General features: G+C 73.4%; 22 protein-coding genes and 2 pseudogenes. 16 read left to right on the top strand and 8 right to left on the bottom strand.

Annotation, left to right across the window (positions count from 1 at the left end; translation table 11 throughout):
- The 3 genes from I3F58_RS26510 to I3F58_RS26500 form a co-directional block, all read left to right on the top strand.
- Positions 1–1,104, top strand: a 1,104-nt coding sequence (locus tag I3F58_RS26510; protein ID WP_240111229.1) for a hypothetical protein, incomplete at its 5' end; no start/stop codon positions are given.
- Entirely contained in the window at positions 1,101–2,273 is a 1,173-nt protein-coding gene (gene mycP, locus I3F58_RS26505; RefSeq protein ID WP_240111228.1) for a type VII secretion-associated serine protease mycosin, read from the top strand. The genes I3F58_RS26510 and mycP, both read left to right, overlap by 4 nt.
- Before the next feature lie 34 nt (positions 2,274–2,307).
- A complete protein-coding gene (locus I3F58_RS26500) occupies positions 2,308–3,048 on the top strand; it encodes an SseB family protein (RefSeq protein ID WP_240111227.1) in 741 nt (246 codons plus the stop codon).
- Between the two features lie 22 nt (positions 3,049–3,070).
- Here I3F58_RS26500 and I3F58_RS26495 read toward each other — a convergent pair whose 3' ends face one another.
- On the bottom strand, positions 3,071–3,442 hold the full coding sequence (locus I3F58_RS26495; protein ID WP_240111226.1) for a DUF1844 domain-containing protein: 372 nt from the start codon (positions 3,440–3,442) through the stop codon (positions 3,071–3,073).
- Positions 3,443–3,829: 387 nt separating this feature from the next.
- On the opposite strand from I3F58_RS26495, the gene infC reads away from it, so the two are divergent.
- The 10 genes and pseudogenes from infC (at position 3,830) to I3F58_RS26445 (ending at position 15,138) form a co-directional block, all read left to right on the top strand.
- Positions 3,830–4,459 carry a translation initiation factor IF-3 gene (gene infC / locus I3F58_RS26490; RefSeq protein ID WP_240111225.1) on the top strand — a complete coding sequence of 210 codons (630 nt, stop codon included), beginning with the start codon at positions 3,830–3,832 and terminating at the stop codon, positions 4,457–4,459.
- A 122-nt stretch (positions 4,460–4,581) separates the two neighbouring features.
- Complete coding sequence (gene rpmI / locus I3F58_RS26485; RefSeq protein ID WP_010476245.1) at positions 4,582–4,776, top strand: 50S ribosomal protein L35; 195 nt, start codon at positions 4,582–4,584, stop codon at positions 4,774–4,776.
- Positions 4,777–4,943: 167 nt separating this feature from the next.
- Positions 4,944–5,330, top strand: coding sequence for a 50S ribosomal protein L20 (gene rplT, locus I3F58_RS26480; protein WP_240111224.1), 387 nt, complete (start codon positions 4,944–4,946; stop codon positions 5,328–5,330).
- A 208-nt stretch (positions 5,331–5,538) separates the two neighbouring features.
- A complete protein-coding gene (locus I3F58_RS26475) occupies positions 5,539–6,396 on the top strand; it encodes an RNA methyltransferase (protein WP_240111223.1) in 858 nt (285 codons plus the stop codon).
- A gap of 54 nt (positions 6,397–6,450) precedes the next feature.
- Positions 6,451–7,620 carry an ATP-binding protein gene (locus I3F58_RS26470; protein ID WP_240111222.1) on the top strand — a complete coding sequence of 390 codons (1,170 nt, stop codon included), beginning with the start codon at positions 6,451–6,453 and terminating at the stop codon, positions 7,618–7,620.
- Between the two features lie 158 nt (positions 7,621–7,778).
- Positions 7,779–8,906 (top strand): phenylalanine--tRNA ligase subunit alpha, encoded by a 1,128-nt coding sequence (pheS, locus tag I3F58_RS26465; protein ID WP_240111221.1) that lies wholly within the window; start codon positions 7,779–7,781, stop codon positions 8,904–8,906.
- A complete protein-coding gene (pheT, locus tag I3F58_RS26460; protein WP_240111220.1) occupies positions 8,906–11,434 on the top strand; it encodes a phenylalanine--tRNA ligase subunit beta in 2,529 nt (842 codons plus the stop codon). Before pheS ends, pheT begins: the two co-directional genes overlap by 1 nt.
- Before the next feature lie 184 nt (positions 11,435–11,618).
- Positions 11,619–12,701, top strand: coding sequence for a PP2C family protein-serine/threonine phosphatase (locus I3F58_RS26455; RefSeq protein WP_240111219.1), 1,083 nt, complete (start codon positions 11,619–11,621; stop codon positions 12,699–12,701).
- 444 nt (positions 12,702–13,145) lie between these two features.
- Positions 13,146–14,483 (top strand): annotated as a pseudogene (locus I3F58_RS26450) (transcriptional regulator); the annotation flags it as partial.
- Between the two features lie 135 nt (positions 14,484–14,618).
- Positions 14,619–15,138: pseudogene (locus I3F58_RS26445) on the top strand (NUDIX domain-containing protein).
- A gap of 40 nt (positions 15,139–15,178) precedes the next feature.
- On the opposite strand, the gene I3F58_RS26440 reads toward I3F58_RS26445, so the two are convergent.
- From I3F58_RS26440 to I3F58_RS26425, 4 genes are all read right to left on the bottom strand, one after another.
- Positions 15,179–16,486: an SPFH domain-containing protein gene (locus I3F58_RS26440; RefSeq protein ID WP_240111218.1), complete on the bottom strand. Its 1,308-nt coding sequence runs from the start codon at positions 16,484–16,486 to the stop codon at positions 15,179–15,181.
- Positions 16,483–18,156 (bottom strand): SPFH domain-containing protein, encoded by a 1,674-nt coding sequence (locus I3F58_RS26435; RefSeq protein ID WP_240111217.1) that lies wholly within the window; start codon positions 18,154–18,156, stop codon positions 16,483–16,485. Before I3F58_RS26435 ends, I3F58_RS26440 begins: the two co-directional genes overlap by 4 nt.
- A 9-nt stretch (positions 18,157–18,165) precedes the next feature.
- Positions 18,166–18,657, bottom strand: a complete 492-nt coding sequence (locus I3F58_RS26430) for a hypothetical protein (protein ID WP_240111216.1) — start codon at positions 18,655–18,657, stop codon at positions 18,166–18,168.
- Positions 18,658–18,760: 103 nt separating this feature from the next.
- Positions 18,761–19,621, bottom strand: coding sequence for a 3-hydroxybutyryl-CoA dehydrogenase (locus tag I3F58_RS26425; protein ID WP_240111215.1), 861 nt, complete (start codon positions 19,619–19,621; stop codon positions 18,761–18,763).
- A 254-nt stretch (positions 19,622–19,875) separates the two neighbouring features.
- Here I3F58_RS26425 and I3F58_RS26420 point away from each other — a divergent pair, with 254 nt between their 5' ends.
- Positions 19,876–21,174 (top strand): glycoside hydrolase family 10 protein, encoded by a 1,299-nt coding sequence (locus I3F58_RS26420; RefSeq protein ID WP_240111214.1) that lies wholly within the window; start codon positions 19,876–19,878, stop codon positions 21,172–21,174.
- Positions 21,175–21,197: 23 nt separating this feature from the next.
- On the opposite strand, the gene I3F58_RS26415 is transcribed toward I3F58_RS26420, so the two are convergent.
- The gene (locus I3F58_RS26415; protein ID WP_240111213.1) at positions 21,198–21,404 is read right to left on the bottom strand and encodes a DUF1918 domain-containing protein; all 207 of its coding nucleotides are present in this window, start codon (positions 21,402–21,404) and stop codon (positions 21,198–21,200) included.
- 103 nt (positions 21,405–21,507) lie between these two features.
- The gene (locus tag I3F58_RS26410) at positions 21,508–22,113 is read right to left on the bottom strand and encodes a DUF6461 domain-containing protein (RefSeq protein ID WP_240111212.1); all 606 of its coding nucleotides are present in this window, start codon (positions 22,111–22,113) and stop codon (positions 21,508–21,510) included.
- A 214-nt stretch (positions 22,114–22,327) separates the two neighbouring features.
- Between I3F58_RS26410 and I3F58_RS26405 the strand changes: the two genes are divergently transcribed.
- Positions 22,328–23,509: a methyltransferase gene (locus I3F58_RS26405; RefSeq protein WP_240111211.1), complete on the top strand. Its 1,182-nt coding sequence runs from the start codon at positions 22,328–22,330 to the stop codon at positions 23,507–23,509.
- 103 nt (positions 23,510–23,612) lie between these two features.
- Here I3F58_RS26405 and I3F58_RS26400 read toward each other — a convergent pair whose 3' ends face one another.
- Positions 23,613–23,984 carry an AraC family ligand binding domain-containing protein gene (locus tag I3F58_RS26400; RefSeq protein ID WP_308355069.1) on the bottom strand — a complete coding sequence of 124 codons (372 nt, stop codon included), beginning with the start codon at positions 23,982–23,984 and terminating at the stop codon, positions 23,613–23,615.
- A 162-nt stretch (positions 23,985–24,146) separates the two neighbouring features.
- Between I3F58_RS26400 and I3F58_RS26395 the strand changes: the two genes are divergently transcribed.
- Complete coding sequence (locus I3F58_RS26395) at positions 24,147–25,517, top strand: glutamate decarboxylase (RefSeq protein ID WP_275678966.1); 1,371 nt, start codon at positions 24,147–24,149, stop codon at positions 25,515–25,517.
- The last annotated feature ends 322 nt before the right edge of the window (positions 25,518–25,839 follow it).

Genomic DNA, 25,839 nt, shown 5'->3' with positions numbered 1-25,839 from the left:
GCGCCGCAGGGTTCGGCCGCCGCCGACCCGCCGGGCCCGTCCCGGGGCGACTCCCCGGCCGGCAGCCCGCCGCCGCCCACGCGGGAACCGCTCCCTCCTCACCCCGCCCCGCCCTCGGCACCGCCCCGGTGGGGCGCCCCGGCGGTACCCCGGCAGGGGGGCGACGGGGAACGCCCCACCGCATCCGGTGCCCACGCGTGGCCACCGCCCGCGGGTCCGTTCCCGGCGCCCCGCACCGAGGGAGGCCTTCCGGCTGACGCCGCCTGGGGGGCGGGCCCCCTCCCGCAGCCCCGGCGCAGGGGACGTGCCGTCGCGGCCCTCGCCTGCCTGGTGCTCGGGCTCGGACTGCTCGGCGGCGCCGGAGCGGGGGCGTGGCTGTCGCGGGCCCCGCGGGACGCGCAGGCACGGACGCCGTACACCGAGGCGCCCACCCTGTGGCACAGCGTGCCCGTCGACACGCTCTTCCCGCGCACCCTCCGGGGCGACGGCGCCGGACCCGGAGGCGCCGACCGGTCCTGGGCACGGGTCGCCGTCGCACCGGACGCGGACTGCGCCGACGCTCTGCCGCCCCGGCTCGCCCGCACCCTGGAGCAGAGCGGCTGCCTGCGGGTACTCCGCGCCACGTACACCGATACGACCGCGACCAGCGTCATCACCGTCGGCATGGCCTTCATGGAGGCGGACAACACCGGCATGACCGCCCTGCACACCCGCTTCACGGACGGCGGTCTGGACGAGCGCCCCGACCTCATGCCGTCCGCCTTCCCGGCCCGCGGCACCGTCGCCGCCGACTTCGGCGACGCCCAGCGCGCGAGCTGGCACATCGACGTCCTCACCGAGGTGCCCGTGGTCGTCTACGCCGTGTCCGGCTTCGCGGACGGCCGTGAGATCACCGACCCGCAGCCCGCCCACGAGGCCACGGCCAAGGACCAGAGCACCGTCCCCGCCCAGGCCGGGCTCGGCCATGACGCCCGTGGCGTCGCCACGCGGATCGAGGAGTCGCTGCGGGAGGCCGTCGGACAGGCCGTCGAGGCACCCGAGACAGGGGCGCGCGGCGGCGGGGACCGGGCCGGTGGAGCCGTACGCCAGGAGTCCGTCCGATGATCACAGCGTCCCGCGGCGCCCTCGCGGCGCTCACCGCCGCCGCCCTCGCCCTGCTCCCCGCCGCTCCCGCGCACGCCGACGGCATCCGCGCCCAGCAGTGGGGCGTCGCCGCCGTCAACGCCGAGCGGGCCTGGCAGACCACCCGGGGCGCGGGCGTCACCGTCGCCGTGCTGGACACCGGTGTCGACGAGACCCATCCCGATCTGGACGGGAACGTCCTCCCCGGCAAGGACCTCATCGGCTTCGGCGCCGAGCGCGGCGACCGCGCCTGGGCCCGTCACGGCACCTCCATCGCCGGGATCATCGCGGGTCACGGGCACGGCCCCGGCCGTGGCGACGGCATCATCGGTGTCGCCCCCGAGGCCAGGATCCTCCCCGTCCGGGTCATCCTCGAGGGCGAGGACAAGGCCCGCGCCCGCGCCCGCCACACCCGGGGCAGCGCCCTCGCGGACGGCATCCGCTGGGCCGCCGACCAGGGCGCCGACGTGATCAACCTCTCCCTGGGCGACGACAGCGAGTCCGCCCACGCCGAAGCCGCCGAGGACGCCGCCGTCCAGTACGCGCTCTCCAAGGGCGCGGTCGTCGTCGCCTCCGCCGGGAACTCCGGCGAGAAGGGCGACCGCATCTCCTACCCCGCCGCGTACCCCGGCGTGATCGCCGTCACGGCGGTCGACCGCTTCGGCGTCCACGCCTCGTTCTCCACCAGCCGGTGGTACGCCACGGTCAGTGCCCCCGGCAAGGACGTCGTGACCGCGGACCCGGACCGCAAGTACTACTCGGCCTGGGGCACCAGCGCCGCCTCCGCGTTCGTCTCCGGCGCCGTGGCCCTCCTCCGCTCCGCCCACCCCGACCTCAGCCCCGCCCAGGTCAAGCGGCTCCTCACGGACACCGCCCGGGACCGGCCCGAGGGCGGTCGCAGCGACGACCTCGGGTACGGGACGGTCGACCCCGCCGCCGCGATCGAGGCCGCCGAGGAACTGAGCCCGCACGACCCCACGAAGACGACCGCCGGATACACCGGCTCCTACTTCGGCCCCGGCCCCCAGCCGGAACCCGAGCCGGAGGAGAAGCCCGTCGGTCTCCTCGTACCCGCCGTGGGCGCCGCCGGGGTCCTCCTGGCCGGGGCCTCCGCCGTCCTGTGGCGCGGCGCCCGCCGCCGTACCTCGTGACCTGACCGGGCACCCGCCCGGTTAGGCTCGTCGCGTGGCGCTCAAGAACATCCCGGACCCCGGTTTCTCCGACGACGACGGCTCCGCCGACCCCCGGCTCGCCGAGGCCCTCGCGGCCTGGGCCGCCGACCGCACGGCCGCACCGCGCGTGCTGGAGGCCCTGCAGGGGGCGCGGCTCCTCGTCCCCGTCGTCGCCGTTCTCGGAGAGGCCGAGGAGGACGCGGCGACCGGGCTGCGCCGTGAGAAGACCAGCGACATGGCCGTGCCCACTCTGATCGCGGGCGACCGCCGCGCGCTGCCGGCGTTCACCTCCACCGGCTCCCTGGCCCGCTGGGACCCGGCCGCCCGCCCCGTCGCCGTGCCGCTCCGCCAGGCCCTCCAGGCGGTCGCGCACGAGAAGGCCGACACCCTGGTGCTGGACCTGGCCGGGCCCGTGCCGTTCCAGGTCACCGGCAGCGCCCTGCTGGCCCTGGCCGAGGGCCGTACCGGCACCGACCCGCTCGCGGACCCCGCCGTCACGGACGCCGTGCGTGCCCTGCTCGCCGCCGAGCCCGCCGTGCTCCGCGCCTACCTGGGCCGCGGTGCCGACGCGGACGGCATCCTCGCCGTGGTGCTCGCCCCGGGCGCCGCGTCCGCCGTGGCGGCCCGCCGGGTGGCCCAGACCCTGGCGGACGACGAGACACTGAGGGCCCGCCTGGTGCGTGGCCTGGACCTGGCACTGCTGCCGCCCGAGGCCGCCGCGCCGGGCGAGCCCTTCTTCGTACGGGAGCCGTAGGCCGTACGGGAGACCCGCGGCCTCAGCCGAAGACCGGGCCCGTGTACTTCTCGCCCGGGCCCTGGCCCGGCTCGTCCGGGACCAGCGAGGCCTCGCGGAACGCCAGCTGGAGGGACTTCAGCCCGTCCCGCAGCGGCGCCGCGTGGAACGAGCTGATCTCCGTGGCGCCCGCGTCCAGGAGGCCCGCCAGCGCGTGGATCAGCTTGCGGGCCTCGTCCAGGTCCTTGTAGGTGTCGCCCTCCTCCGTCAGCCCCAGCTTCACGGCGGCGGCGCTCATCAGGTTGACGGCGACCGTCACGATCACCTCGACGGCGGGGACCTCCGCAATGTCGCGGGTCATGGCGGAGAAGTCGGCGGTTTCCGACGTGGGCTGGCTGGGGGTGGCGTCACTCATGCCCCACACGATATGCGCTGCCCCGGGCGGCCCCGGGACCGGTCCCGCCCGGGCCGTGGCCGGCTCCCGGTGGCCGCCCCGGTTGGGCCCCGCGCCGACAAGCTGCTAGCCTGGAGTGACGACCGGCCGGATCCACAGCGCTCCGGCCCACAAGTGGAGGCTCCGATCTCCCACCTGGCCGCCCCGAGGGCGGCGGGTCACCGGTCAGGCGACGCCCATCGTTCCGTACGGACGATGGACTCGCCCGAAGAAAGCGCCCCGCGGTACGCCGTGTCGGTGCTCCGGTAACGCCAGGAGCCCCGCCTGTGTCCCGTCCGGGGCATTTTTCATGCACCGGCGCGGTTGGTCTTACTAAACAGACGTTACGCGTCCGTCCGCCAGGCGGTCGTGTGGTGCTATCGAGGAGGATCCATCAGCGCCGAGCCCCGCATCAATGAGCGGATTCGTGTTCCCGAGGTGCGACTTGTCGGCCCCAGCGGCGAGCAGGTCGGGATTGTCCCGCTTGCCAAGGCCCTGGAGCTTGCCCAGGAGTACGACCTCGACCTGGTCGAGGTCGCGGCGAACGCACGTCCGCCGGTGTGCAAGCTCATGGACTACGGGAAGTTCAAGTACGAGTCGGCCATGAAGGCCCGTGAGGCGCGCAAGAACCAGGCGCACACGGTCATCAAGGAGATGAAGCTCCGGCCGAAGATCGACCCGCACGACTACGACACCAAGAAGGGTCACGTCGTCCGGTTCCTCAAGCAGGGCGACAAGGTCAAGATCACGATCATGTTCCGTGGTCGCGAGCAGTCCCGGCCGGAGCTCGGCTACCGGCTCCTGCAGCGGCTCGCGGAGGACGTCCAGGAGCTCGGTTTCGTCGAGTCGAACCCGAAGCAGGACGGCCGCAACATGATCATGGTCCTCGGTCCGCACAAGAAGAAGACCGAGGCCATGGCCGAGGCCCGTGAGGCGCAGGCCGCCCGCAAGGCGGAGCGCCAGGGCCAGCCCGCCCAGGCGGACAGGTCCGCCGAATAAGCCCGCAAGGCTTGTGTCCCGGGCAGCCGGCCCAGGACGCGAAACCCGATCCACCTGACGCTCCCGTGCGCCGGTCCACCCGGGCCGGCTGGGAGCGCCACTGACGAGGAGAGAACGGCGCGATGCCGAAGAACAAGACGCACAGCGGTGCCAAGAAGCGCTTCAAGATCACCGGCTCTGGCAAGGTGCTCCGTGAGCGCGCCGGCAAGCGCCACCTGCTCGAGCACAAGTCGTCCAAGCTGACGCGCCGCCTCACTGGCAACGCCGAGATGGCCCCGGGTGACAGCGCCAAGATCAAGAAGATGCTCGGCATCTGAGCCTCGGCTCAGCAGCTCAGCAGCTCAGCATCTGAGCGATCGGATCTGATCCGAGCCCCCGGCGCCCGCCGTACCTGACGGGACCGCCGGAAGCCCGAACAACCGGGACCCACATCGTTTTCCGGGCCGTGTGAGTGCACCACGGCCCCGCTGCAAGGAGTTAACAAGTGGCACGCGTCAAGCGCGCAGTCAACGCTCACAAGAAGCGCCGTGCGATCCTCGAGCAGGCCAGCGGCTACCGCGGTCAGCGCTCCCGCCTGTACCGCAAGGCCAAGGAGCAGGTCACTCACTCGCTGGTCTACAACTACAACGACCGCAAGAAGCGCAAGGGTGACTTCCGTCAGCTGTGGATCCAGCGCATCAACGCCGCTGCCCGCGCCAACGGCATGACCTACAACCGCTTCATCCAGGGTCTGAAGGCCGCCAACATCGAGGTGGACCGCAAGATCCTGGCCGAGCTCGCGGTCAACGACGCCAACGCGTTCGCCGCGCTCGTCGAGGTCGCGCAGAAGGCCCTGCCGAGCGACGTCAACGCGCCGAAGGCCGCCGCCTGATCCTTCAGGCCGCCGACTTCCCGTCCGGACCCGCAGGCCCTGCGCCTGCGGGTCCGGTGCGTTGCCCCCACCCCGTCCCGCAACCGGGGGCTCCACCCCCGGATCCCCGTTGTCGCGGCTTCGCCGCTCGTCCTCGGACTTCCCCGGTCTCTTCGAGCGGAGAGTGCCCCCGGACGGGCGAAACCCGAAAGAGAGTCCCCGAGCAAGCATGGGCACCCCCGAGCTGATCTCCCCGCGTTCTCCGCGTGTCGTCGCCGCACGGCGGCTCGCCAAGCGCTCCTTCCGGGGCAAGGAGCGACGCTTTCTCGCGGAGGGCCCGCAGGCCGTGCGGGAGGCCGTCGCCCACCGAGGCCCCGACGGCACGCCGACGCTCCTCGAACTCTTCACCACCACCGAGGCGGCGGCCCGGCACACCGACATCGTCGACGCCGCCCGCGCCGCCGGAGCCCGCGTGCACCACGCCTCCGACGCCGTCATCGCGGAACTGTCCCAGACCGTCACCCCGCAGGGACTCGTCGGTGTCTGCGGTTTCCTCGACTCGCCGTTCGAGGAGATCCTCCAGGCCCGCCCGAAACTGGTCGCCGTTCTCGCGCACGTGCGGGACCCCGGGAACGCCGGGACAGTGCTGCGCTGCGCGGACGCGGCCGGCGCGGACGCGGTGATCCTCACCGACGCCTCCGTCGACCTGTACAACCCCAAGTCCGTACGGGCCTCCGTCGGGTCCCTGTTCCACCTGCCCGTCGCGGTCGGTGTGCCCGTCCAGCGGGCCGTCGCCGGGCTGAAGGACGCGGGCGCGCGGGTCCTCGCCGCCGACGGGGCCGGCCTCGACGACCTGGACGCCGAGCTGGACGCGGGCAGCATGGGCGGTCCCACGGCCTGGATCTTCGGCAACGAGGCGTGGGGCCTGCCCGAGGAGACCCGAGCGCTCGCGGACGCCGTCGTGCGCGTGCCCATCCACGGCCGGGCCGAGAGCCTGAACCTCGCGACCGCCGCGGCCGTATGTCTGTACGCGTCCGCCCGTGCGCAGCGCGCGCCCGGAGGGTGCCGTTCAGTGACCTCCGGCTAGTAGGGTGACGGGCTCGGGGGCCCGTCGCGCAGCACTGAGGGGTGGGGTACGGGGATGACGCTCGGTACAGGCGGGAGCGCGGAGCACCAGGCGGCTTTACCGCATCTGGACGCCGTGCCGCCGCCCCGCGCCCAGAAGACGCCCGCGGGTGACCGGGACGGCCTGTCGGAGAACCTGCCGGGGAGCCTGCCCGACGACCTGCCCGACGGCCTGGTCGTGGCCGACGCCCGCGGTCGGGTCGTGTGCTTCAACGCCGAGGCGTCGCGCATCACCGCCGTGCCGCCCGCGCGGGCCCTGGGGCGGCGTCTGGAGGACGCCCTTCCGCTGGAGGACCTGAAGGGCCGCCGCTGGTGGGCGCTGACCGACCCGTACGGCGGCCTCGCCATCCGCACCGGGCAGCCCGAGCGCAACCTGCTGCTGCCGGGCGGGCGCGAGGTGCTGGTCGCGGCGCGGTACGTGCGGGAGCTGCCCCGGGGCCCGGTCAGCCGGGTCGTGGTGACCCTGCGCGGCACCGAGGCCCGGCGGCGTACAGAACGCAGCCACGCGGAGCTGATCGCCACGGTCGCGCACGAACTGCGGTCCCCGCTGACCTCGGTGAAGGGCTTCACGGCCACCCTGCTCGCCAAGTGGGAACGCTTCACCGACGACCAGAAGCGCCTCATGCTGGAGACCGTCGACGCCGATGCCGACCGGGTCACCCGGCTGATCACCGAGCTGCTGGACATCTCGCGCATCGACTCCGGGCGCCTGGAGGTGCGCCGCCAGCCCGTGGACCTCGCCGCAGCGATCGGCCGCCACATCCAGGGACACACCGCGCGCGGCCAGTCTCCGGACCGGTTCTTCGTACGGGTCCGCCGCCCGCTCCCGCAGCTGTGGGCGGACCCCGACAAGGTCGACCAGATCCTCGGCAACCTGCTCGAAAACGCGGTGCGGCACGGGGAGGGAACTGTCACCATCGAGGTGGCCCCCACCGGCCCCGACGAGGACGAGAAAGGAACGGCGGTCACCGTGAGCGACGAAGGCCCCGGCATCCCCGAGGAGTCGACGGGCCGCGTCTTCACCCGCTTCTGGCGGGGCAGCACCCGCGGCGGCACCGGCCTCGGCCTCTACATCGTCAAGGGCCTCGTGGAAGCCCACGGCGGCACCATCACGGTCGGCCGCGGCCCGTCGGGCGGCGCGGAGTTCCGATTTACGCTGCCGGTGGCGAAACCGGCGTACCTCTAGCGGATCCGCCGCTCTCACCATTCGGGACGCCCGCCGCCGGCACCCCGGTGCGGGCCGTCGTTCCGCACCACCCCGTTAGACTCGTACTTTGGCACCTTTGCGTCCTCGGTCATCGCGTCGCGGGGGCCCCAGCCACCCCATCGGAAGCACGGGAAGAGATGTCGGCACCCAACAAGTCGTACGACCCAGTCGAGGTCGAGGCACTGAAACCGGAAGAGATCGAGCGCATGCGGGACGAGGCGGCCGCCGCGTTCGCCGCCGCAGGCGATCTCGACGCGCTCGCCCAGGCGAAGGTCGCCCACACCGGCGGCGCCTCGCCGCTCGCCCTCGCCAACCGCGAGATCGGCGCCCTGCCCCCGCACGCCAAGGCCGAGGCCGGAAAGCGCGTCGGCCAGGCCCGCAGCGCGGTCGGCAAGGCGCTGGCCGCCCGCCAGGCCGAGCTGGAGGCCGAGCGCGACGCCCGGGTGCTCGTGGAGGAAGCGGTGGACGTCACCCTCCCCTACGACCGCACCCCGGCCGGCGCCCGCCACCCGCTCACCACGCTCATGGAACGTGTCGCGGACGTGTTCGTGTCCATGGGCTACGAGGTCGCGGAGGGCCCCGAGGCCGAGGCGGAGTGGTTCAACTTCGACGCCCTGAACTTCGTCCCCGACCACCCGGCCCGGCAGATGCAGGACACCTTCTTCGTCCAGGGCCCCGAAGGCACCAGGGGCGACGAGTCCGGCATCGTCCTGCGGACCCACACCTCCCCGGTGCAGGCCCGCACACTCGTCGACCGCGAGCCGCCCGTGTACGTCGTGTGCCCCGGCCGCGTCTACCGCACGGACGAGCTCGACGCGACGCACACCCCGGTCTTCCACCAGATCGAGCTGCTCGCCGTCGACGAGGGCCTCACCATGGCCGACCTGAAGGGCACCCTCGACCACATGGTCCAGGCGCTCTTCGGCCCGGACATGAAGACCCGGCTGCGCCCGAACTTCTTCCCCTTCACCGAGCCGTCCGCCGAGATGGACATGCTCTGCTACGTATGCCGCGGCGAGTCCGTCGGCAACCCGGAGCGGCCCTGCCGCACCTGCGGCAGCGAGGGCTGGATCGAGCTGGGCGGCTGCGGCATGGTCAACCCCAAGGTGCTCATCGCCTGCGGTGTGGACCCGGAGAAGTACAGCGGGTTCGCCTTCGGGTTCGGCATCGAGCGGATGCTGATGTTCCGCCACAACGTCGAAGACATGCGAGACATGGTCGAGGGTGACGTCCGGTTCACCCGGCCGTTCGGGATGGAGATCTGATGCGGGTCCCGCTTTCATGGCTGCGGGAGTACGTCGACCTGCCGGCGACGGAGACCGGCCGTGACGTACAGGCGAAGCTGATTTCGGCCGGTCTGGAGGTCGAGACCGTCGAGCAGCACGGCGCCGGGCTGACCGGACCGCTCGTCGTGGGCCAGGTGCTCACGATCGAGGAGCTGACCGAGTTCAAGAAGCCGATCCGCTTCTGCACCGTCGACGTCGGCCAGGCCAACGGCACGGGCGAGCCGCAGGAGATCGTCTGCGGCGCCCGCAACTTCTCCGAGGGCGACAAGGTCGTCGTCGCCCTCCCCGGCGCCGTGCTGCCCGGCGACTTCCGGATCGCCGAACGCAAGACGTACGGCCGGATGTCCCGCGGCATGATCTGCTCCGGTGACGAGCTGGGCATGGGCGACGACGGTACGCACGGCATCATCGTGCTCCCGCCGGAGCACGAGGTCGGCATCGACGCGACGGCACTGCTGGAGCTGTACGACGAGGTCCTGGACATCGCCGTCACGCCCGACCGCGGCTACTGCCTGTCGATGCGCGGCGTCGCCCGCGAGACCGCCATCGCGTACGGGCTGCCGCTGCGCGACCCGGCGCTCCTCGACGTGCCCGCGCCGAACTCGTACGGCTACCCGGTCCAGGTCGGCGACCCGGTCGGCTGCTCCCGGTTCACCGCGCGCACCGTCGTCGGCCTCGACCCCGAGGCGCGCTCCCCGATCTGGCTGCAGCGCCGCCTCCAGAAGGCCGGCATGCGCCCGATCTCGCTGGCCGTGGACGTCACCAACTACGTGATGATGGAGCTGGGCCAGCCGCTGCACGCCTACGACCGGAGCCGTCTCGACGGCCCGATCGGGGTGCGCCGCGCCGAGGCCGGGGAGAAGATCACCACCCTCGACGGCACGGTCCGCGCCCTCGACCCGGCGGACCTGGTCATCACCGACAACCGCGGCCCCATCGGCATCGCGGGCATCATGGGCGGCGCCAACACCGAGATCGCGGACGCCGTCACCGACCCCGGGACCGGCGAGGTCCGCGGCAGCACCGAGGTGGTCATCGAGGCCGCGCACTTCGACGCGATCTCCATCGCCCGCTCCGCGCGCCGCCACAAGCTGTCCTCCGAGGCGTCCCGCCGCTTCGAGCGCGGGGTCGACCCGCAGGCCGCCGCCGCTGCCGCGCAGCGCACCGTCGACCTGCTGGTCCTCCTCGCGGGCGGCACCGCCGAGGCCGGCGTCACCGAGATCATCGCGCCCAGCGCCCCGCGCACGGTCGCCATGCACGCCGACCACCCCGACCGGGTCGCCGGTGTCCACTACGGCCGGGAGACCGTCGTCCGCCGCCTCCAGGAGATCGGCTGCGACGTCTACGGGCAGGACGAGCTGGTCGTCACCGTCCCGTCCTGGCGGCCCGACCTGGGCGAGCCGAACGACCTGGCCGAAGAGGTCATCCGGCTGGAGGGCTACGAGAACCTGCCCTCCACCCTGCCCAAGCCGCCCGCCGGACGGGGCCTCACCGAGCGTCAGCGCACCCACCGCCGGGTGGGCCGCGCCCTCGCCGGAGCCGGGTACGTCGAGGCGCTGAACTACCCGTTCATCAGCGAGCAGGTCTTCGACCAGCTGGACTTCCCGGCGGACGACGACTGCCGCCGGGTCGTGAAGCTCGTCAACCCGCTCTCCGACGAGGAGCCCGCGCTGCGCACCACGCTGCTGCCCGGCCTCCTCGCCGCACTGCGCCGCAACGACGGCCGCGGCAGCCACGACCTGGCCCTCTTCGAGACCGGCCTGGTCTTCCGCGCCCCCGCCGAGCCGGGCGTCGCGGTACGGCTCACCGTGGAGCGCCGCCCCTCCGACGCGGAGCTGGGCGGCCTCGACACCGTGCTCCCGCAGCAGCCGCGGCACGTCGCCGTGGTCCTCGCCGGGGCGCGCGAGCAGTCCGGCTGGTGGGGCAAGGGCCGCCCGGCCCACTGGGCCGACGCGGTCGAGGCCGCCCGGACCGTCGCCCGCGAGGCGGGCACCGAGCTGATCGTCCGCCAGGGCCAGTACGGGCCGTGGCACCCCGGCCGCTGCGCCGAACTCGTCGTGGTGACCGACGGGGCCGAGCAGTTGGTCGGGCACGCCGGTGAGCTGCACCCGCGTGTCGTCAAGGCACTCGGACTGCCTGAGCGCAGCTGCGCCATGGAGATGAACCTCGACCTCGTCGAGGCCGCCTCCGCCGGGCCGCTCAGGGCCCCGCGCATCTCCACCTTCCCGGTGGCCACGCAGGACGTCGCCCTGGTCGTCGACGACGACATCGCGGCCTCCGACGTGGAGCGGGTCCTGCGCGAGGGGGCGGGTGAACTGCTGGAGTCCATCCGGCTGTTCGACACGTTCACCGGTGAGCAGATCGGCGAGGGCAAGAAGTCCCTGGCGTACGCGCTGCGGTTCCGGGCTCCGGACCGCACGCTGACCGTCGAGGAGGCCTCGGCCGCCCGTGACGCGGCGGTCGCCCTGGCCGCCGAGCGCACCGGCGCGGTGCTGCGCGGCGCCTGACGGCACGACGTATCCCAGGAGGGGCGCATCCGGACACCGGGTGCGCCCCTCCTGGGGCTTCTTGGGGGATTCGTGCAGTTGCTCACTCATTCGGGTGAGAAGTCTGGTGGGGGATCCCCGGGGGCCGGGACCATCGGCAGAATCGTCCCCGACCGCGACAGGGGCCTGAGGAAGGGCGGTCCGCATGATCCGCTGGAGGTCCAGGAAGCCCCGGGCGGGCCGCGCCGCCCCTCTCGTTCCGCTCGTCCTGCCCGGTCTGTGGGGCGCCGTCGCCGTCACCTGGAAGCTGACCTGCCCCCTGGCCCAGCGGGAGGACCTGGTCACCCGTATCGCCAGCAGCGTCGTCTTCTTCGCCGTGGGCACCGCGCTGGTCATCGGTGTCATCCGGGGGCTGCGCCGCGAACTGCGCCAGATCAAGGCCGTCGCCCACGCCGCCCAGCAGGTGCTGCTGCGGCCCCTGCCGCCATGCCTGGACGGGCTGTCCCTGGCCGCCACGCAGCTGTCCTCGGTGCGGGGCGCGGCGGTCGGCGGCGACCTGTACGAGGTGGTGGCCACGCCGTACGGAGTGCGGGTCATCATCGGGGATGTGCGGGGCCACGGGCTGGCCGCGTTCGGAGCGGTCGCCGCGGTCCTCGGCAGCTTCCGGGAGGCCGCGCACGAGGAGCCCGGGCTCGGCGGGGTGCTGCGTCGGCTGGACCGGGCGCTCCAGCGGTACGTGGGGGAGCGGGCGCGCGACGAGTGCGCGCACGGACCGGGTGCGAACCCCTCGGCCGAGGAGTTCGTCACCGTCCTGCTGCTGGACGTCCGCAGGAACGGCGATCTGATGGTCCTGAACTGCGGCCACCCCTGGCCGTACCGGCTCGGTTACGGCGCCGAGCGGCTGTCCGCCGGGGACCCGCTGCCGCCGCTCGGCGCGTTCCCGCTGCCGGACACGCTTCCCGTCCAGCGGTGCGCGCGGCTGCTGCCCTGCGAGGCGCTGCTCCTGCACACCGACGGCGCCGAGGAGGCGCGGGACGCCGCCGGGCGGTTCTTCCCGTTGGAGGAGGTGCTGGTGCGGGCCGCGCGGTCGGCGCCGCACCGGGCGCCCGCCGCCGTCGTGGAGCAGGTCCGCACGTCCCTGCTGGCGCACACCCGGGGCCGCCTGGCCGACGACGTGGCACTCGTCGCCGTACGCAACGACCGGGCGCGCACGTCCTGCACCCGTCTCCCGGCGCAGTCCGCCGAGCACGGACTGCGCCGTTCACGGCCCGCGCCCTCCTCTCGATAGCGGCTGGACCAGGAGGGCGCGGGGCTAGGTGCGGCCGGTCGCCGAGAACCGGCCGGCCGCTGGTGGGGGGGAGTCGTGGTGGAAGGGGAGACGGGGGGAGCGGCGGTGGTGGTGCGGAGTGCCGCCGCCCGCCCCTTCCCGAGGACCAGGTCCAGGGGGGACCCCAGGTGTGTCGGGCAGGTCGCGGCGGGACGGGCGGCGGTCTTCGGCGAGCCGTCGCACTGTACGAGGGGGAGCCGACGGCCGGCCGCTCTCCCTGGGGAGAGGCCCTGAGGAGACGTCCCCTTGAGGAGACACCCAGTCAACCCGTCCGCGGCGCCGAGCGGGAGAGCGCACGGGGAGCCAGTCCGGGCACACCCTTCACACCCCGTGCGAACCGCCTCACACCGCACCGCCGCTCCACTACGCTGAACGTCACCGAGGCACGGCACCAAAGGGGCACCCATGCAGCCCAACACCCTGCTCGACGCCCTGCTCGACGAGGCGGGCATGTCCCACGCGGGCCTGGCCGCGCACGTCAACCGGGAAGGCAGGGCCAGAGGTCTGACCCTGCGGTACGAACACACCGCGGTGGCCCGCTGGCTGAAGGGCCAGCGGCCACGAGGCCAGGTGCCCGACCTGATCTGCGAGGTGCTCGGCGCCCGGCTGCGCCGCCCGGTCACCCTCGACGACATCGGGCTCGGTGTCGCCGGAGACGCGGCCGTCCCGCACGGCACCCCGCTCGCCGGGTTCGTGGAACGGGCCACCGCCCTGTGGCGTTCCGGCGAACAGCAGCGGCCCCACCTGCTGGGTGCGCCCGCCGTCACCGGTACCCCGGCCGTGATGCCCGTCTGGGAATGGGAGAACCCGCCCGAGGACGCCGACGTCTCCCGGGAGGGGCACACCCGCGTCACCCCGGAGAACATCCGGATGCTGCGTGCGGCCCGCGCCCACTACGAGCAGATGTACCGCAAGGCCGGCGGGGTCGCCACACGCGGCCGGATCGCAGGCTTCCTCACCGCCGAGACCGCGCCGCTGCTGCGCGGTGCCTACAGTGACGCGCTGGGGCGGCAGTTGCACCGCGCGGCGGGCGGACTCGTCGCGGTCGCCGGCATCTGCGCGTACGACTCCGACGCCCACGGCCTGGCGCAGCGCTACTTCCATCAGGCGCTGCGGCTGGCGAAGGCCAGCGGGGACCGGGGGCTCGGCGCCTATGTGATTGCGCTGCTGGTCAACCAGGCGCTGTTCATGGGGGAGTTCCGGCAGGCGGTGGCGTTCGCGGAGGCCGCGCTGCGAGCGGCGGGGCGCCACACCAGTCCGGCCCTGGCCGCGGACCTGTTCGCCATGCAGGCCAAGGCGTACGCACACCTGGGCGACCGGGCCGCGGCGGTGCGGTGCATCGGCCGTGCGGAGGCGGAGGCCGAGCGGATCCGGCCGGGGCGTGAGCCGGACGAGACCGGATATGTGCAGCCCGGCCTCGTCAACGTACAGGTCGCGGAGGCGCTGCTCAGTCTGGGTGATCTCCCCGGAGCCCGGGAGAACGCCGCCGCGGCGGTACGGTCCCCGGCGCACGACCGGGGCCGGGTGCACCGGCTGGCCATCCTCAGCCAGATCCAGCTGCGGCAGGGCGAGCCGGACCGGGCCGCCCGCACGGCCGCCGAGATGGCGGAGCGGGCCCGGGGCATGGAATCGCAGCGGCTCAGGGACCGGCTGCGCGAGGTCCGCGCCCGTCTGGCCGCGAGCGACTGCGGCGAGGCGGGGCAGGCGGCCGAACTCATCGACGCGTCCTTGCGCGTTCCCCTCTGCTGCGTCGTCCCGGGGGACGGCCCCCGGACCCCCGCCCGGACAGCCGGCCGACGCGGCGGTGCCGAGATCGCACGGCGCCCCTGACGCTGCTGCTGCGATATCGCCACCGACGAGCCGAGAGGTGGCGGAACTGTGCGGCGGACGAACCTGAACGTACGAACCGTGTACGAGAACCGACGGTCCAAGGCCGATCCGGCGGATGGGGCGCTCACCGACGGCCGTCCGCCCGACCACCTTCTCATCCGGCTCCGCCCGGTCGCCGTCGCCGACGAGGTCCTGCTGTTCCGGCGGCACCGCTTCGTCACCGGCACCTGGGGCCGGGAACTCGCCGCCGGCGTGGTCGAGGAGGGCGGGACCCCGGGGGCCGCGGCGGCTGGCGAGACGGAGGAGGAGACCGGCCGGTGTCCCGGCCCGCTCCGGCACCTGCTCACCGTCGGGCCGTCCGACGGATTCACCGGCGCGCGGCACCGCCGCTACCGGGCCGAGGAGGCCACGTCACCGGCGAACCGGTCGACGGCAGCGAGTCCTCCCGCCGTGAGCGGATACCGCTCGAACTCGTCCCCGACATGATCGCCCGCGGTGAGATCCCCGCCGCAGTCATGCCGCGGTCCTGCTGATGCCGCGTCACCTGAGACTGGGCCGGCACGCGTGAGGGGCCGGCCCTCACGGACCGGCCCCTCACGCGTGTGCCGTCACTCCTCGTCGTCGTCCGCCCGTACCAGCACCCGCTTGCCGAGTGCCGCCTTCGGCAGCAGCTGTGCCGTCAGCAGCGTCGACAGTGCCGAGGTGTCGCCCCCGCCGGGACCGTCCGTGCGCACGACCACCGGCTGCGGCGCGTTCACCGCCAGTTCTGCGCCGACCTCCAGGCGGCGCAACGCCAGCTCGTACTGGAGCACCGCCCGGTTGTCCCGGTAGGCCTGCGCCAGCGCCCGCTGTGCCCGGGCCTCGTTCTCCGCCGAGATCAGGCCGCTGCGCCCCCGCGTCTCGATCTCGAACCGCACCTTCTGCGCGTTGGTCTCCTGCTCCTCCAGCAGCTGGGCCACCGCCTCACGTGCCCGGTTCAGCGCCGCCTTCACCTCGACGATGCGCGCGTCCCGCACCTTCTTCGCCCGCTCGATGTCCATGTTGAGGCTGTCGATCCGGCGCTTGCGGATGAGCCCCCACTCCTGCTCGTACGCGTCGCGCTCCTTGGCCACCCGCTCCCGGGTCGCCAGGTGCTGCTGGTACTGCGCGGGGAGCTGTACGTCCGGGATGTTGGAGCCGGTGATCCGCACCCCGTACCGGGACAGCTGGCGGTTCAGCAGCTCCTGCATGTCCGCGACGTCCGAGCCGCGCAGGTCGTACGCCCGCTCCGTGCGCATCTTGCGGGCCCGCTGCCGGATCGCGTCCTGCACGGCCGCCGAGAGCACCAGGTCGAAGTTGCCCGCGCCGATGGTCCGGACGAACAGCAGCGCGTCGGTGATGCGGAACTTCAGAAAGAACTCGATGGACCGCAGCGGCACGTTCTCCTGTGTCGGGCAGGCCATCACCGGCGCCGAGTACGGGATCTCCGTCGCCGTGTCCACGACGAACTCCACCCGCGCCCACGGGTGCCACAGATAGTGCCGCCCCGCCTCCAGCGTGCGCGTGTACGCGCCGTAGTGCGTGAGGATGCCGTGCGTGCCCTGCTCGATCTCCACGATCGACGAGCGCCACCACCACAGCCCGCCCGCGATCAGCAGCAGTGCGCCGAGCACGTACGCGAGGGTGGCCAGCGCCCCGTACGCGACCTCCCCGACCGTGCCGGAGGAGCTCGCCTCCAGGCTCAGCATCACCCCGCTGAGCAGGGTGAACAGCCCGATCCACAGCGGCAGCATCCACCACAGGCGGCGCTTCGACCTCGGGATGATGACGGGGATCAGCGTGCCCGCCTCGCCACCGCGCAGCAGTTGCGCGATCTCGCTCCAGGGGGCGACCGCCTCAGCGATGACGGACCGGTTGTTCCTGCGTGCCGCGCTCACAGCCCCGCCTCCAGCTCCTGCTGCTCGTGCTCCTCGTCCTGCCCGTCACCCTGCTCGACGGTCTTCCGTACGGCCGGGACGGTCGGCCGCTCCTCCTCCAGCAGGGCGTGGATCTCCGGGCTGCGCTCCGCGATCCGCTCCGCGACCTCCGCGAGGCGGGCCCGCATCGCCGCCATGTCCTCCGGCGTGAACAGCTCGGCGCCGCGTTCCCCGATCAGCTCCCTGGCCAGCAGCAGGAAGTCGACGCCCGCCGCCTCGGACGGGTCGCCGGTGCCGCCGATGCGCACCAGCTGCGGCAGGTGGTCCGCCACCTGCTCCAGGGTGTCCAGCACCCGCTGCTGGTAGCGGTACTGCAGGATCTCCGGCGCCTCGGCCGCCGTCATCGCCCGCACGTCCAGCGCCTGCGCCTCCAGCAGCGCCGCGTTCGCCTTGGCCTCAGACTCCGCCTGGACGTACCGCTGGCGGGCCAGCGCCTGAGCCCGGTTGGTCTCCCGCTCCACGGCGGTGTCCATCTGAGCCTGGTATCCGGCGATGTCCGCGTGGATGGCGGACAGCTCCTCCTGGCGGGTGGCCAGTTCCTTCGCCAGGTCGCCCTCGTCCTGCTCCTTGCGCAGCTGGAGCGCGTACTCGTGGGTGTACGCCTCCTTCGCGACCCGCACCATCTCCGGAGACGCCAGGTCCATGCGGTAGCCCTGGTCGGACGGCTCGGCGTGGATGATGTTGGCGTTGGTCAGCTCGACCGCGGGCTGGAACTGCTGGTTCAGCGCCTCCAGCAGGCGGCCGGTGTCCTCACCGACCATGTCGTAGATCCCGGCGGCCTCCTGCTCGTAGATCAGCGACCGGATCGTCTCGCTGACCGCGTTGCCCAGCTTCTCCTCGAAGCCGCGCACCGCGCCCAGTGTGTACACGAACTCCGTCGGGTCGTTGATGCGGAACTGGATGAACAGGTCGATGGACGCCTTCACGCCACCCTTGGTCGGGGCCTCGCGCACCGGGGCGTTGAAGGGGTACTCGCGGGTCGTGTTGACGATGTACGACACGCGCTTCCACGGGCTGATCAGGATGACCCGGCCCGGGCCGACGACCTTCTCCAGCTTGCCGAACCGGGTGATCAGCGCCTGGCAGCCGTCCGGGACCATCACCATGCCCTGGCGCGCCCACACGAAGCACACGGCGAGCAGCGCGATCAGCCAGTAGTGCCAGCCGAAGAGCGGATGACTCAGCACCGCGCCCCCGGCCGCCGCGACCACGGCGGAGCCGACGGCACCCAGCACCAGCAGCAGCCCGACCGGCAGCATGCTGAGGAACGACCGGCCCTTCGGCATCACCATCGGGCAGATGACGTGCAGCTGCTCGCCGCCCTCGCGGTCCTGCTCGCTGCGGTTGAGCGCCTCACCGGCGTCGTCGAGCGGCACGGTCTTCTGCGTCATCATGGTGGCCGTGCTGCCACCGTGCTCGCGCGCGGCCGGGAAGTCCGCCGGGTCCATGCCCTCTTCCTGGGGCTCCCCGCGGTCGGCTGCGGCCCCCGACCCGGCGGCGCTCACGCCGCCCCCGCCGCCGGTCGCGCTCCCGCCGACACGCCGACGCACCTCCGCCTCCGCGACCGACCTCGGGTCGTCACCCTCGGCCAGCGCCCGCGCGATCCTGCGTACGCTCTGAGTCCGCGACACCCTGCCCCCTCAGTTCTGCTCGTTGTGCTGTCTGTCTCGGCTGATCGGCTGATCAGCGGCTTCTGCGGCGTCTGCGGTGAGACGGCCGGAGGCCGGGACGGCCATGCCGGCGAGGGTGCCTCCCGGCGCCGCTCCCGCGAAGGCGCCGCGCCGACCGTCCTTGAGAGCCGTGTGCGGCCCGTCCCTTTCGAGGGACGAGCGACCGCCCGTGCTCCACCCGGTCAGCGCCTCCACGACCAGGCGGCCCGCCGGGCCGGCCCGGGCCGGCCCCTGCGGCTGCCGGGCGATCCGCCCGTGTGCCCAGCGGTCGACCGGGAGCACCCCGCCGCGGACGATCGCACCGGCGGACACCGGCACCATGCGGCCGATGAGCACCGCCGCGGCGATCTGACCGTCACCCGGCAGTGGAGGCCCCGGGACCGGGGTGAGGGCCGCGTCGAGCGGGCCGAGCACCGCTGGCCCGGCTGCGACACGGGCACGCCCCCTGAATCCGCGCCTCACACGACCCTCCCTGCCGCCTGTTCCGGGCCGACCGAGGGTCTCACACGGGGAAGGGCGCGCACACTGCCGGGTTCCGGCAACACCGCGCGCCCTTCGCCGCCGATCAGGGGTAGACGTAGAAGCCCGAGCCGGTTTTGCGGCCCAGCCGGCCCGCGTCCACCATGCGCTGGAGCAGCGGGGGAGCGGCGTACAGGGGCTCCTTGTACTCGGTGTACATCGAGTCCGCGATCGAGGCGATGGTGTCCAGGCCGATCAGGTCGGAGAGCTTCAGCGGGCCCATCGGGTGGGCGCAGCCGAACTCCATGCCGTTGTCGATGTCCTCGCGGCTCGCGATGCCCGACTCGAACATGCGGATCGCGGACAGCAGATACGGCACCAGCAGCGCGTTGACCACGAAGCCCGAGCGGTCCTGGGCACGGATCGCGTGCTTGCCCAGCACCTTCTCCGTGAACTCCTGCGCCCGGCCGAGCGTGCCCTCGGAGGTGGTGAGCGCCGGGATCAGCTCGACCAGCTTCTGCACCGGCGCCGGGTTGAAGAAGTGGATGCCGATGACCTGGTCGGGGCGGGACGTCGCCACGGCCAGCTTCACCAGCGGGATCGACGACGTGTTGGACGCCAGGATCGCGTCCTGCCGGGTCACCACCTGGTCGAGGATCTGGAAGATCTCGGTCTTGACCTGCTCGTTCTCGACGACCGCCTCGATGACCAGGTCCCGGTCCGCGAACTCCCCGAGGTCCGTCGTGAAGCTCAGCCGGTCGAGTGTCGCGTCCCGCTCCTCCGTGGAGATCTTGCCGCGCTCGGCGGCCTTGGCGAGCGAGTTGTGCAGCCGGGTACGGCCGATCTCCAGCGCTTCGCCCGTGGTCTCGGCCACCCTCACGTCGAGGCCGCTGCGTGCGCACACCTCCGCGATGCCTGCGCCCATCTGGCCGCAGCCCACCACTCCCACGCGTGCAATGTCGGCCATGGAGTCCGTCACCTCGTGCCTTTCGCTGATCTGAAGGTGGCGGGTGTTCCGTATGGTTCCGAAGCGCCCGCCTCGACCCCCTGACGTTACTCCGTTACTCCGTTCGTATGGGGCGGGCACCCGGCCCGACCTGCCCCGCGGCGCCACGCGACACACGCCACATGCCGGATACCTCCGCAAAGACGGTCAAACCAGTCAGACTGGCACGGCGCAGACCACGGACCACGACGAGGGACGACAGGGGCGACCACGGCATGAGCGAGACGGGCGGCGGCCACAGGACCGTCAGGCGGCGCGGGCTGATCGCGGGCGCGGCCGGACTGGCCACCGCGCTGGTCCTCGGCGGCGACCTGGCGGGTGCGGCGGGTGGCGGCCGGGGCGGCGGGCACGACGGGCGCGGCGGCCACCGCCGGAGCCGGAGGCACACCGGGGAGCTCCGCGGCGTGTGGCTGGCGACGGTCACCAACCGCGACTGGCCGTCCCGGCCGGGTCTCCCGGCCACCGCTCAGCGCGACGAGCTGCGCACCCTCCTGGACGTGGCCGTCGACCGCCGCCTCAACGCGGTGATGCTCCAGGTGCGGCCCACCGCCGACGCCCTGTGGCCGTCACCGTACGAGCCGTGGGCCGCGTGTCTGACCGGCACCCAGGGCCGCGACCCCGGCTGGGACCCGCTGGGCGCCGCCGTGGAGGAGGCCCACGCGCGGGGGCTGGAGCTGCACGCCTGGTTCAACCCGTACCGCGTCGCCCTGCACGCCGACCGCTCCCGCCTGGTCGCCTGGCACCCGGCGCGCCGGAACCCGGGGTGGACGGTCACCTACGGCGGCAGGCTCTACTACAACCCGGGGCTGCCGGAGGTCCGCCGGTTCGTCGAGGACGCCATGCTGGACGCGGTGCGCTCGTACGGCATCGACGCCGTCCACTTCGACGACTACTTCTACCCCTATCCGGTGGCGGGGGAGTACTTCGATGACGACGCCGCCTACGCGGCGCACGGCGACGACTTCCCGGACCGGGCCGCGTGGCGGCGGGACAACGTGAACCGGCTGGTCCGCGAGATGTCCGGGCGGATCGGCGAGGTCCGGCCCGAGGCCCGGTTCGGGATCAGCCCGTTCGGTATCTGGCGCAACGCCTCGACGGACCGGCGCGGCTCGGACACCCGGGGCCTCGAGGCGTACGACGAGCTGCACGCCGACGCCTACACCTGGATCAAGGAGCGGTGGATCGACTACGTCGTCCCGCAGCTGTACTGGCACATCGGCAAACGCGGCGCCGACTACGCGGCGCTGGTCCCGTGGTGGAACGAGACGGTCCGGGGCACCGGTGTACGGCTGTACATCGGTGAGGGCCTGTACCGGGCCGGGGACCCGGCGCAGGGCGCCGCCTGGCAGGACCCGGCGGAGCTGTCCCGGCACCTCACCCTGGCCCGCGATCACGACCATGTCCAGGGGCACGTGTTCTTCGGCGGCCGGGACGTGGTGACGGACCGGATCGGGGCGATGGCCAGGGTCGTGGCCGACCACTATCCGACACCGGTCCGCCCGCCGCTGAGGTGACCGCCTGCCTTCGGGACCGCCCCTCAGTGCTGCCCCTTCAGCCGGCCCTTGTGCCGTACGACGGAGTCGGGGCCCGGTGACATGACCGCCTCGTGCCCGTCGTCCTCGAAGCGGACGCGGTAGGGGGGCTGGCCGTGATCGCCGAGCACCTCGATGATCTCGGCCGTGCGGTCGTGCTGCCCGACCACGCGGCCGTGTACCAGCAGCTTGTCGCCCTTGGTTGCTTCCATCGGGAGAGACCTCCTCGCGCCGGATTTCCGTATTTGGGAGTCTACGTCCCGAACTGTGCTCCGCGTCACCCGAAGCCGCGTCGCCGGTCCGCGGACGCGGTCCCTAGACCCCCGGGGCCGACCCGCAGAGAAACGTCGCCGAGTCCATCAGCCGAGGCGTCACCCGCACCCCCGTCATCCGCTCGGCCAGCGCGAACGCGGCCTCGGTCGCGGCGCCGAGGTCCCCGCCCTCCGTCCGCACGTCGAAACCCACCTCCCGCAGCAGCGCCGCCACCCCGTCCGCCTCGGCGCCGTCACGCGCGTCCGGGAACAGCGGTTCGAGCCGCAGACGCCGCTCCCCGTCCACGTATCGGCTGAAGTGGTCCACCGCGTTCACGTTGCGGAAGTGCGTGACCAGTTCGGTACCCCGGGACAGCGGCGCAGCGACCTCGCCCAGACTTCCCAGGTACCCGTTCGGCTCGACCAGCATCGTCCATCCGTCGACCGCGTGGACCGCCACGAAGTGCGACTCGCCCCACGACTCCCGCCACGCCCCATAGGCCGCTTCCACCAGCGCCGATATGCCGGTCACCCGCCTCTCCGGGCGCGCTCGCAACCGGTCCAGGACCTCCTCCGGCGTGACCGCGTGCACCAGCGTCACGCAGTACGCCTCAAGGAACTCCGGGCAGTGGTGGTCGAGCCAGCGGTAGTCGGCAGCAGTCGCGTTCATGTCTCGATCGTGTCATCCGGCACCGACGGACGGCCTAACCGCTGTGAACGATCGACCATGAAGGGGGCAACTCCTTTCGCCCCGTGGGGGATCTCGACCGACCCTGCCCGGCTGGATCGCGAGCGCGTCCACCCGCGCTTCCGGCACGCGTACCGGGCGGTCGGCCGGGAGCGCGATCCGGGCGGCCGTCCGCACCGGCTAGCCTGAAGCCACGATGAACCAGCGCCTGACCACGCCCTGGGGCGAGCTGAGGCTCACCCGCTTCCCCGAGCACCCGCGCGACCCGCTGCGCGCCTGGGACGCCGCCGACGAGTACCTGCTGCGGCGGCTGGCCGAACCGGACGCCCCGCCGCTCTCCGGAACCGTGGCCGTGGTGGGCGACCGCTGGGGCGCGCTGACCACGGCGCTGGCGGCCCGCCACGAGGGCCGGCCCCGGGCCCTGGTCCAGATCACCGACTCGCACCTCACCCACGAGGCCACCCGCGCCGGCCTCGCCCGGGCCGGCGTCGCGGCGGACGACCCGGCCGTCCGCCTCCTGACCACCCGGGACACTCCACCTGCGCGCGTGGACGTCCTCCTCGTCCGCGTACCCAAGAGCCTGGCGCTCCTGGAGGACCAGCTGCACCGTCTCGCCCCCGCCCTTCAGCCGGGCACGGCCGTCCTGGGCACCGGCATGGTCAAGGAGATCCACACCTCGACCCTGACTCTCTTCGAACGCCTCATCGGCCCCACCCGCACGTCCCTGGCGGTCCGGAAGGCCCGCCTGATCACCAGCACCTACGACCCGGACCTGCCACGCCCCGCGAACCCCTGGCCCCGCGTCTACGCGCTGCCCGGCGACGCGGCGCACGTCGCGGGCCGGACCGTCGTCAACCACGCGGGCGTCTTCTGCGCCGACCGGCTGGACATCGGCACCCGCCTCTTCCTCCAGCACCTGCCGCCGATCCCGGCCGACGCCCGCGTGGCCGACCTCGGCTGCGGCAACGGGGTCGTCGGCCTCGCGGCGGCCCTGGCCCAGCCCGACGCCGAGGTGCTCTTCACCGACGAGTCCTACCAGGCCGTCGCCTCCGCCGAGGAAACCTTCAGAGCCGCAGCCCCGCCCACCGCCAAGGCCCGCTTCACCGCGGGCGACGCCATGGCCGACACTCCCGACGGCTCCGTCGACCTGATCCTCAACAACCCGCCGTTCCACAGCCACCAGGCAGTCACCGACGCCACGGCCCGCCGCATGTTCCTCGCGGCCCGCCGCGCCCTCAGGCCGGGCGGCGAACTCCGCGTCGTCGGCAACCGCCACCTCGGCTACCACGTCACACTGAAGCGCCTCTTCGGCAACTGCGAAGTGGTCGCGAGCGACCCGAAGTTCGTGGTGCTGCGCGCCGTCAGGCGGCGGCCCTAGCCCCGGGAGGCTGTCACCGCCCCCGCTCCGCGCGGTGCCGGAGGCGTCGGCCCGGGTCCCGGACAGGAGCGCGACGGCGGAGGAAGCGCCGCGCAGAGCTGCGTCAGTTCTGCGCGGAACGGATCGTCATGCCCGGCCGACGCAGGTGGACCGTGAGGTAGTCGAGCCCGTGCGCACCCGCCACCAGGGACCGCCGCGAGCCGCGCGGCAGCCACACCACGCTGCCGCCCTCCAGGGGGGACGGGCCGTCCGCGGCGTCCAGCCTGCCGCTGCCGTTCACGACGTACAGGAGCACATCCAGGTCCGGTTCCACATGCGCGGCCACCTCGGCGCCGGGGGCCAGCCGGACCACGTTCGCGTCGAGTTGCCGCCCCTCCGCCGCCAGCTTCCACAGGACGCCGCCGCGCTCGGCGGGCATCGACCGGACCAGGTCGGGCATCCGGGCCGGGACGCCGGGGACCGGGGGCGCTGTCACGTGGTTCCTCCTGCGGGTGAAAGGGCTGTGGGCGGATCCTAGTGGCTCCGGCCAGCTGCTTCCCGGGGCCGCCCGGGCCGCCTCGCGGGATCCTTCGGATTGCGGGGCCCCGGCGGTCGCGGCACCGTGGTCGGGGGCCGTGCGTGAAGGAGTGGTCGAGTGCTGCACCGGACCGAGGTGACCGGCGGGAAGACGGATCTGTTCGCGCTGCCCTGGAGCGAGGAGCCACTGCCGCGCTCGCGGATGGGCCCGGGGCCGATGCCCGCACGGGAGGCGTACCAGCTGGTCGCCGACGAACTGGCGCTGGACGGCAACGCGCGGCAGAACCTCGCGACGTTCTGCGGCACCTGGTTCGAGCCCGAGGTGCGGGGTCTGATGGCCGACACCCTGGACAAGAACCTGGTCGACAAGGACGAGTACCCGCAGACCGCCGAGATCGAGGCGCGCTGCGTGCGCATCCTGGCCGACCTGTGGCACGCGGAAGGCGAGGGGCCCGCCGTGGGCTGCTCGACGACCGGTTCCAGCGAGGCGGCGATGCTGGCCGGGCTGGCGCTGGTACGGCGCTGGCGGGCCCGGCGCAAGGCGAGCGGGCAGGCCAGCGGGACCCCCAACCTGGTGTGCGGGCCGGTGCAGGTCTGCTGGGAGAAGTTCGCCCGCTACTTCGACGTCGAACTGCGGCAGATCCCGCTGGAACCCGACCGCACGACCACCGATCCCGCCCGGGTGGGCGACTTCGTCGACGAGAACACCGTGGGTGTCGTCGCCACGCTGGGCGTCACCTACACGGGTGCGTACGAACCCGTACAGGAGATCGCGGCGGCGCTCGACGAGCTGCGGGACCGGACGGGGCTCGACGTGCCCGTCCATGTGGACGCGGCGGGCGGCGGGTTCGTGGCGCCGTTCCTCGAGCCCGGGCTGGAGTGGGACTTCCGGGTGCCCCGGGTCGTCTCGGTCAACGCCTCAGGGCACAAGTACGGGCTGGCGCCGCTCGGCGTCGGCTGGGTCGTGTGGCGCGACGCCGCCGCGCTGCCGGAGGAACTGGTCTTCCACGTGGACTATCTGGGCGGCAGCATGCCCACCTTCGGGCTGAACTTCAGCCGGCCGGGCGGGCCGGTCATCGCCCAGTACTACACGCTGCTGCGACTGGGCCGCGAAGGCTACCGGGCGGTGCAGCGCGCCTGCGCGGACACCGCCGCCGACCTGGCAGACGGCATCGCGGAGCTGGGGCCGTTCAGCGTGCTGCACGCCGGGCGGGAGGGGCTTCCGGTGACCTGCTGGACCCTCGCCGCCGACCGGACCGAGGGCGGCTGGACGCTGTACGACGTGGCGGAGCGGCTGCGGATACGCGGCTGGCAGGTGCCCGCGTACCCGCTGCCCGCCGACCGCGGGGACACGGTCGTGCAGCGGGTCGTCGTCCGGCACGGAGTCAGCCGCGACCTGGCCCGGCTGCTGCTGGAGGATCTGCGGACCGAGCTGGCCGAGCTGCGGCGGCGCGGGGGCGGGGCCGCAGCGCAGTCGGGGTTCCACCACTGAGGAGGCCCGCGGCGGCCGCGACTCCCTCACGCGGTGGACGCCGCGCCCCGGCCCGGGAGCTGTGCGGCGCGGGCGCCGGACGAGTCGTGGCCGGGCACCGGGACGTCTGTCTCCGGGACCGCGCAGACCCGGGCCAAGGCGCTCCGCCCGAGCCGGCCGGAGTCCGCGACCACGACACTCCCTCGGCGCGCCCGGCCACGGCGCGGTGGGCGCTCGCCCCCTCGCCGCGGGTGGCGGCGGCGGAGCGGCGGCCGCGGGCGTTCACGTCGAGGGCGTGATCCGGCGACGGCCCCCGGAGCACGGCAGCGGTGAGCGGGCCGGT

Source organism: Streptomyces sp. MUM 203J, from assembly GCF_022414595.1.
GTDB lineage: Bacteria > Actinomycetota > Actinomycetes > Streptomycetales > Streptomycetaceae > Streptomyces.
The sequence above is the reverse complement of the archived record's forward strand: the minus strand, read 5'-3'. Positions and strand labels throughout refer to the sequence as shown.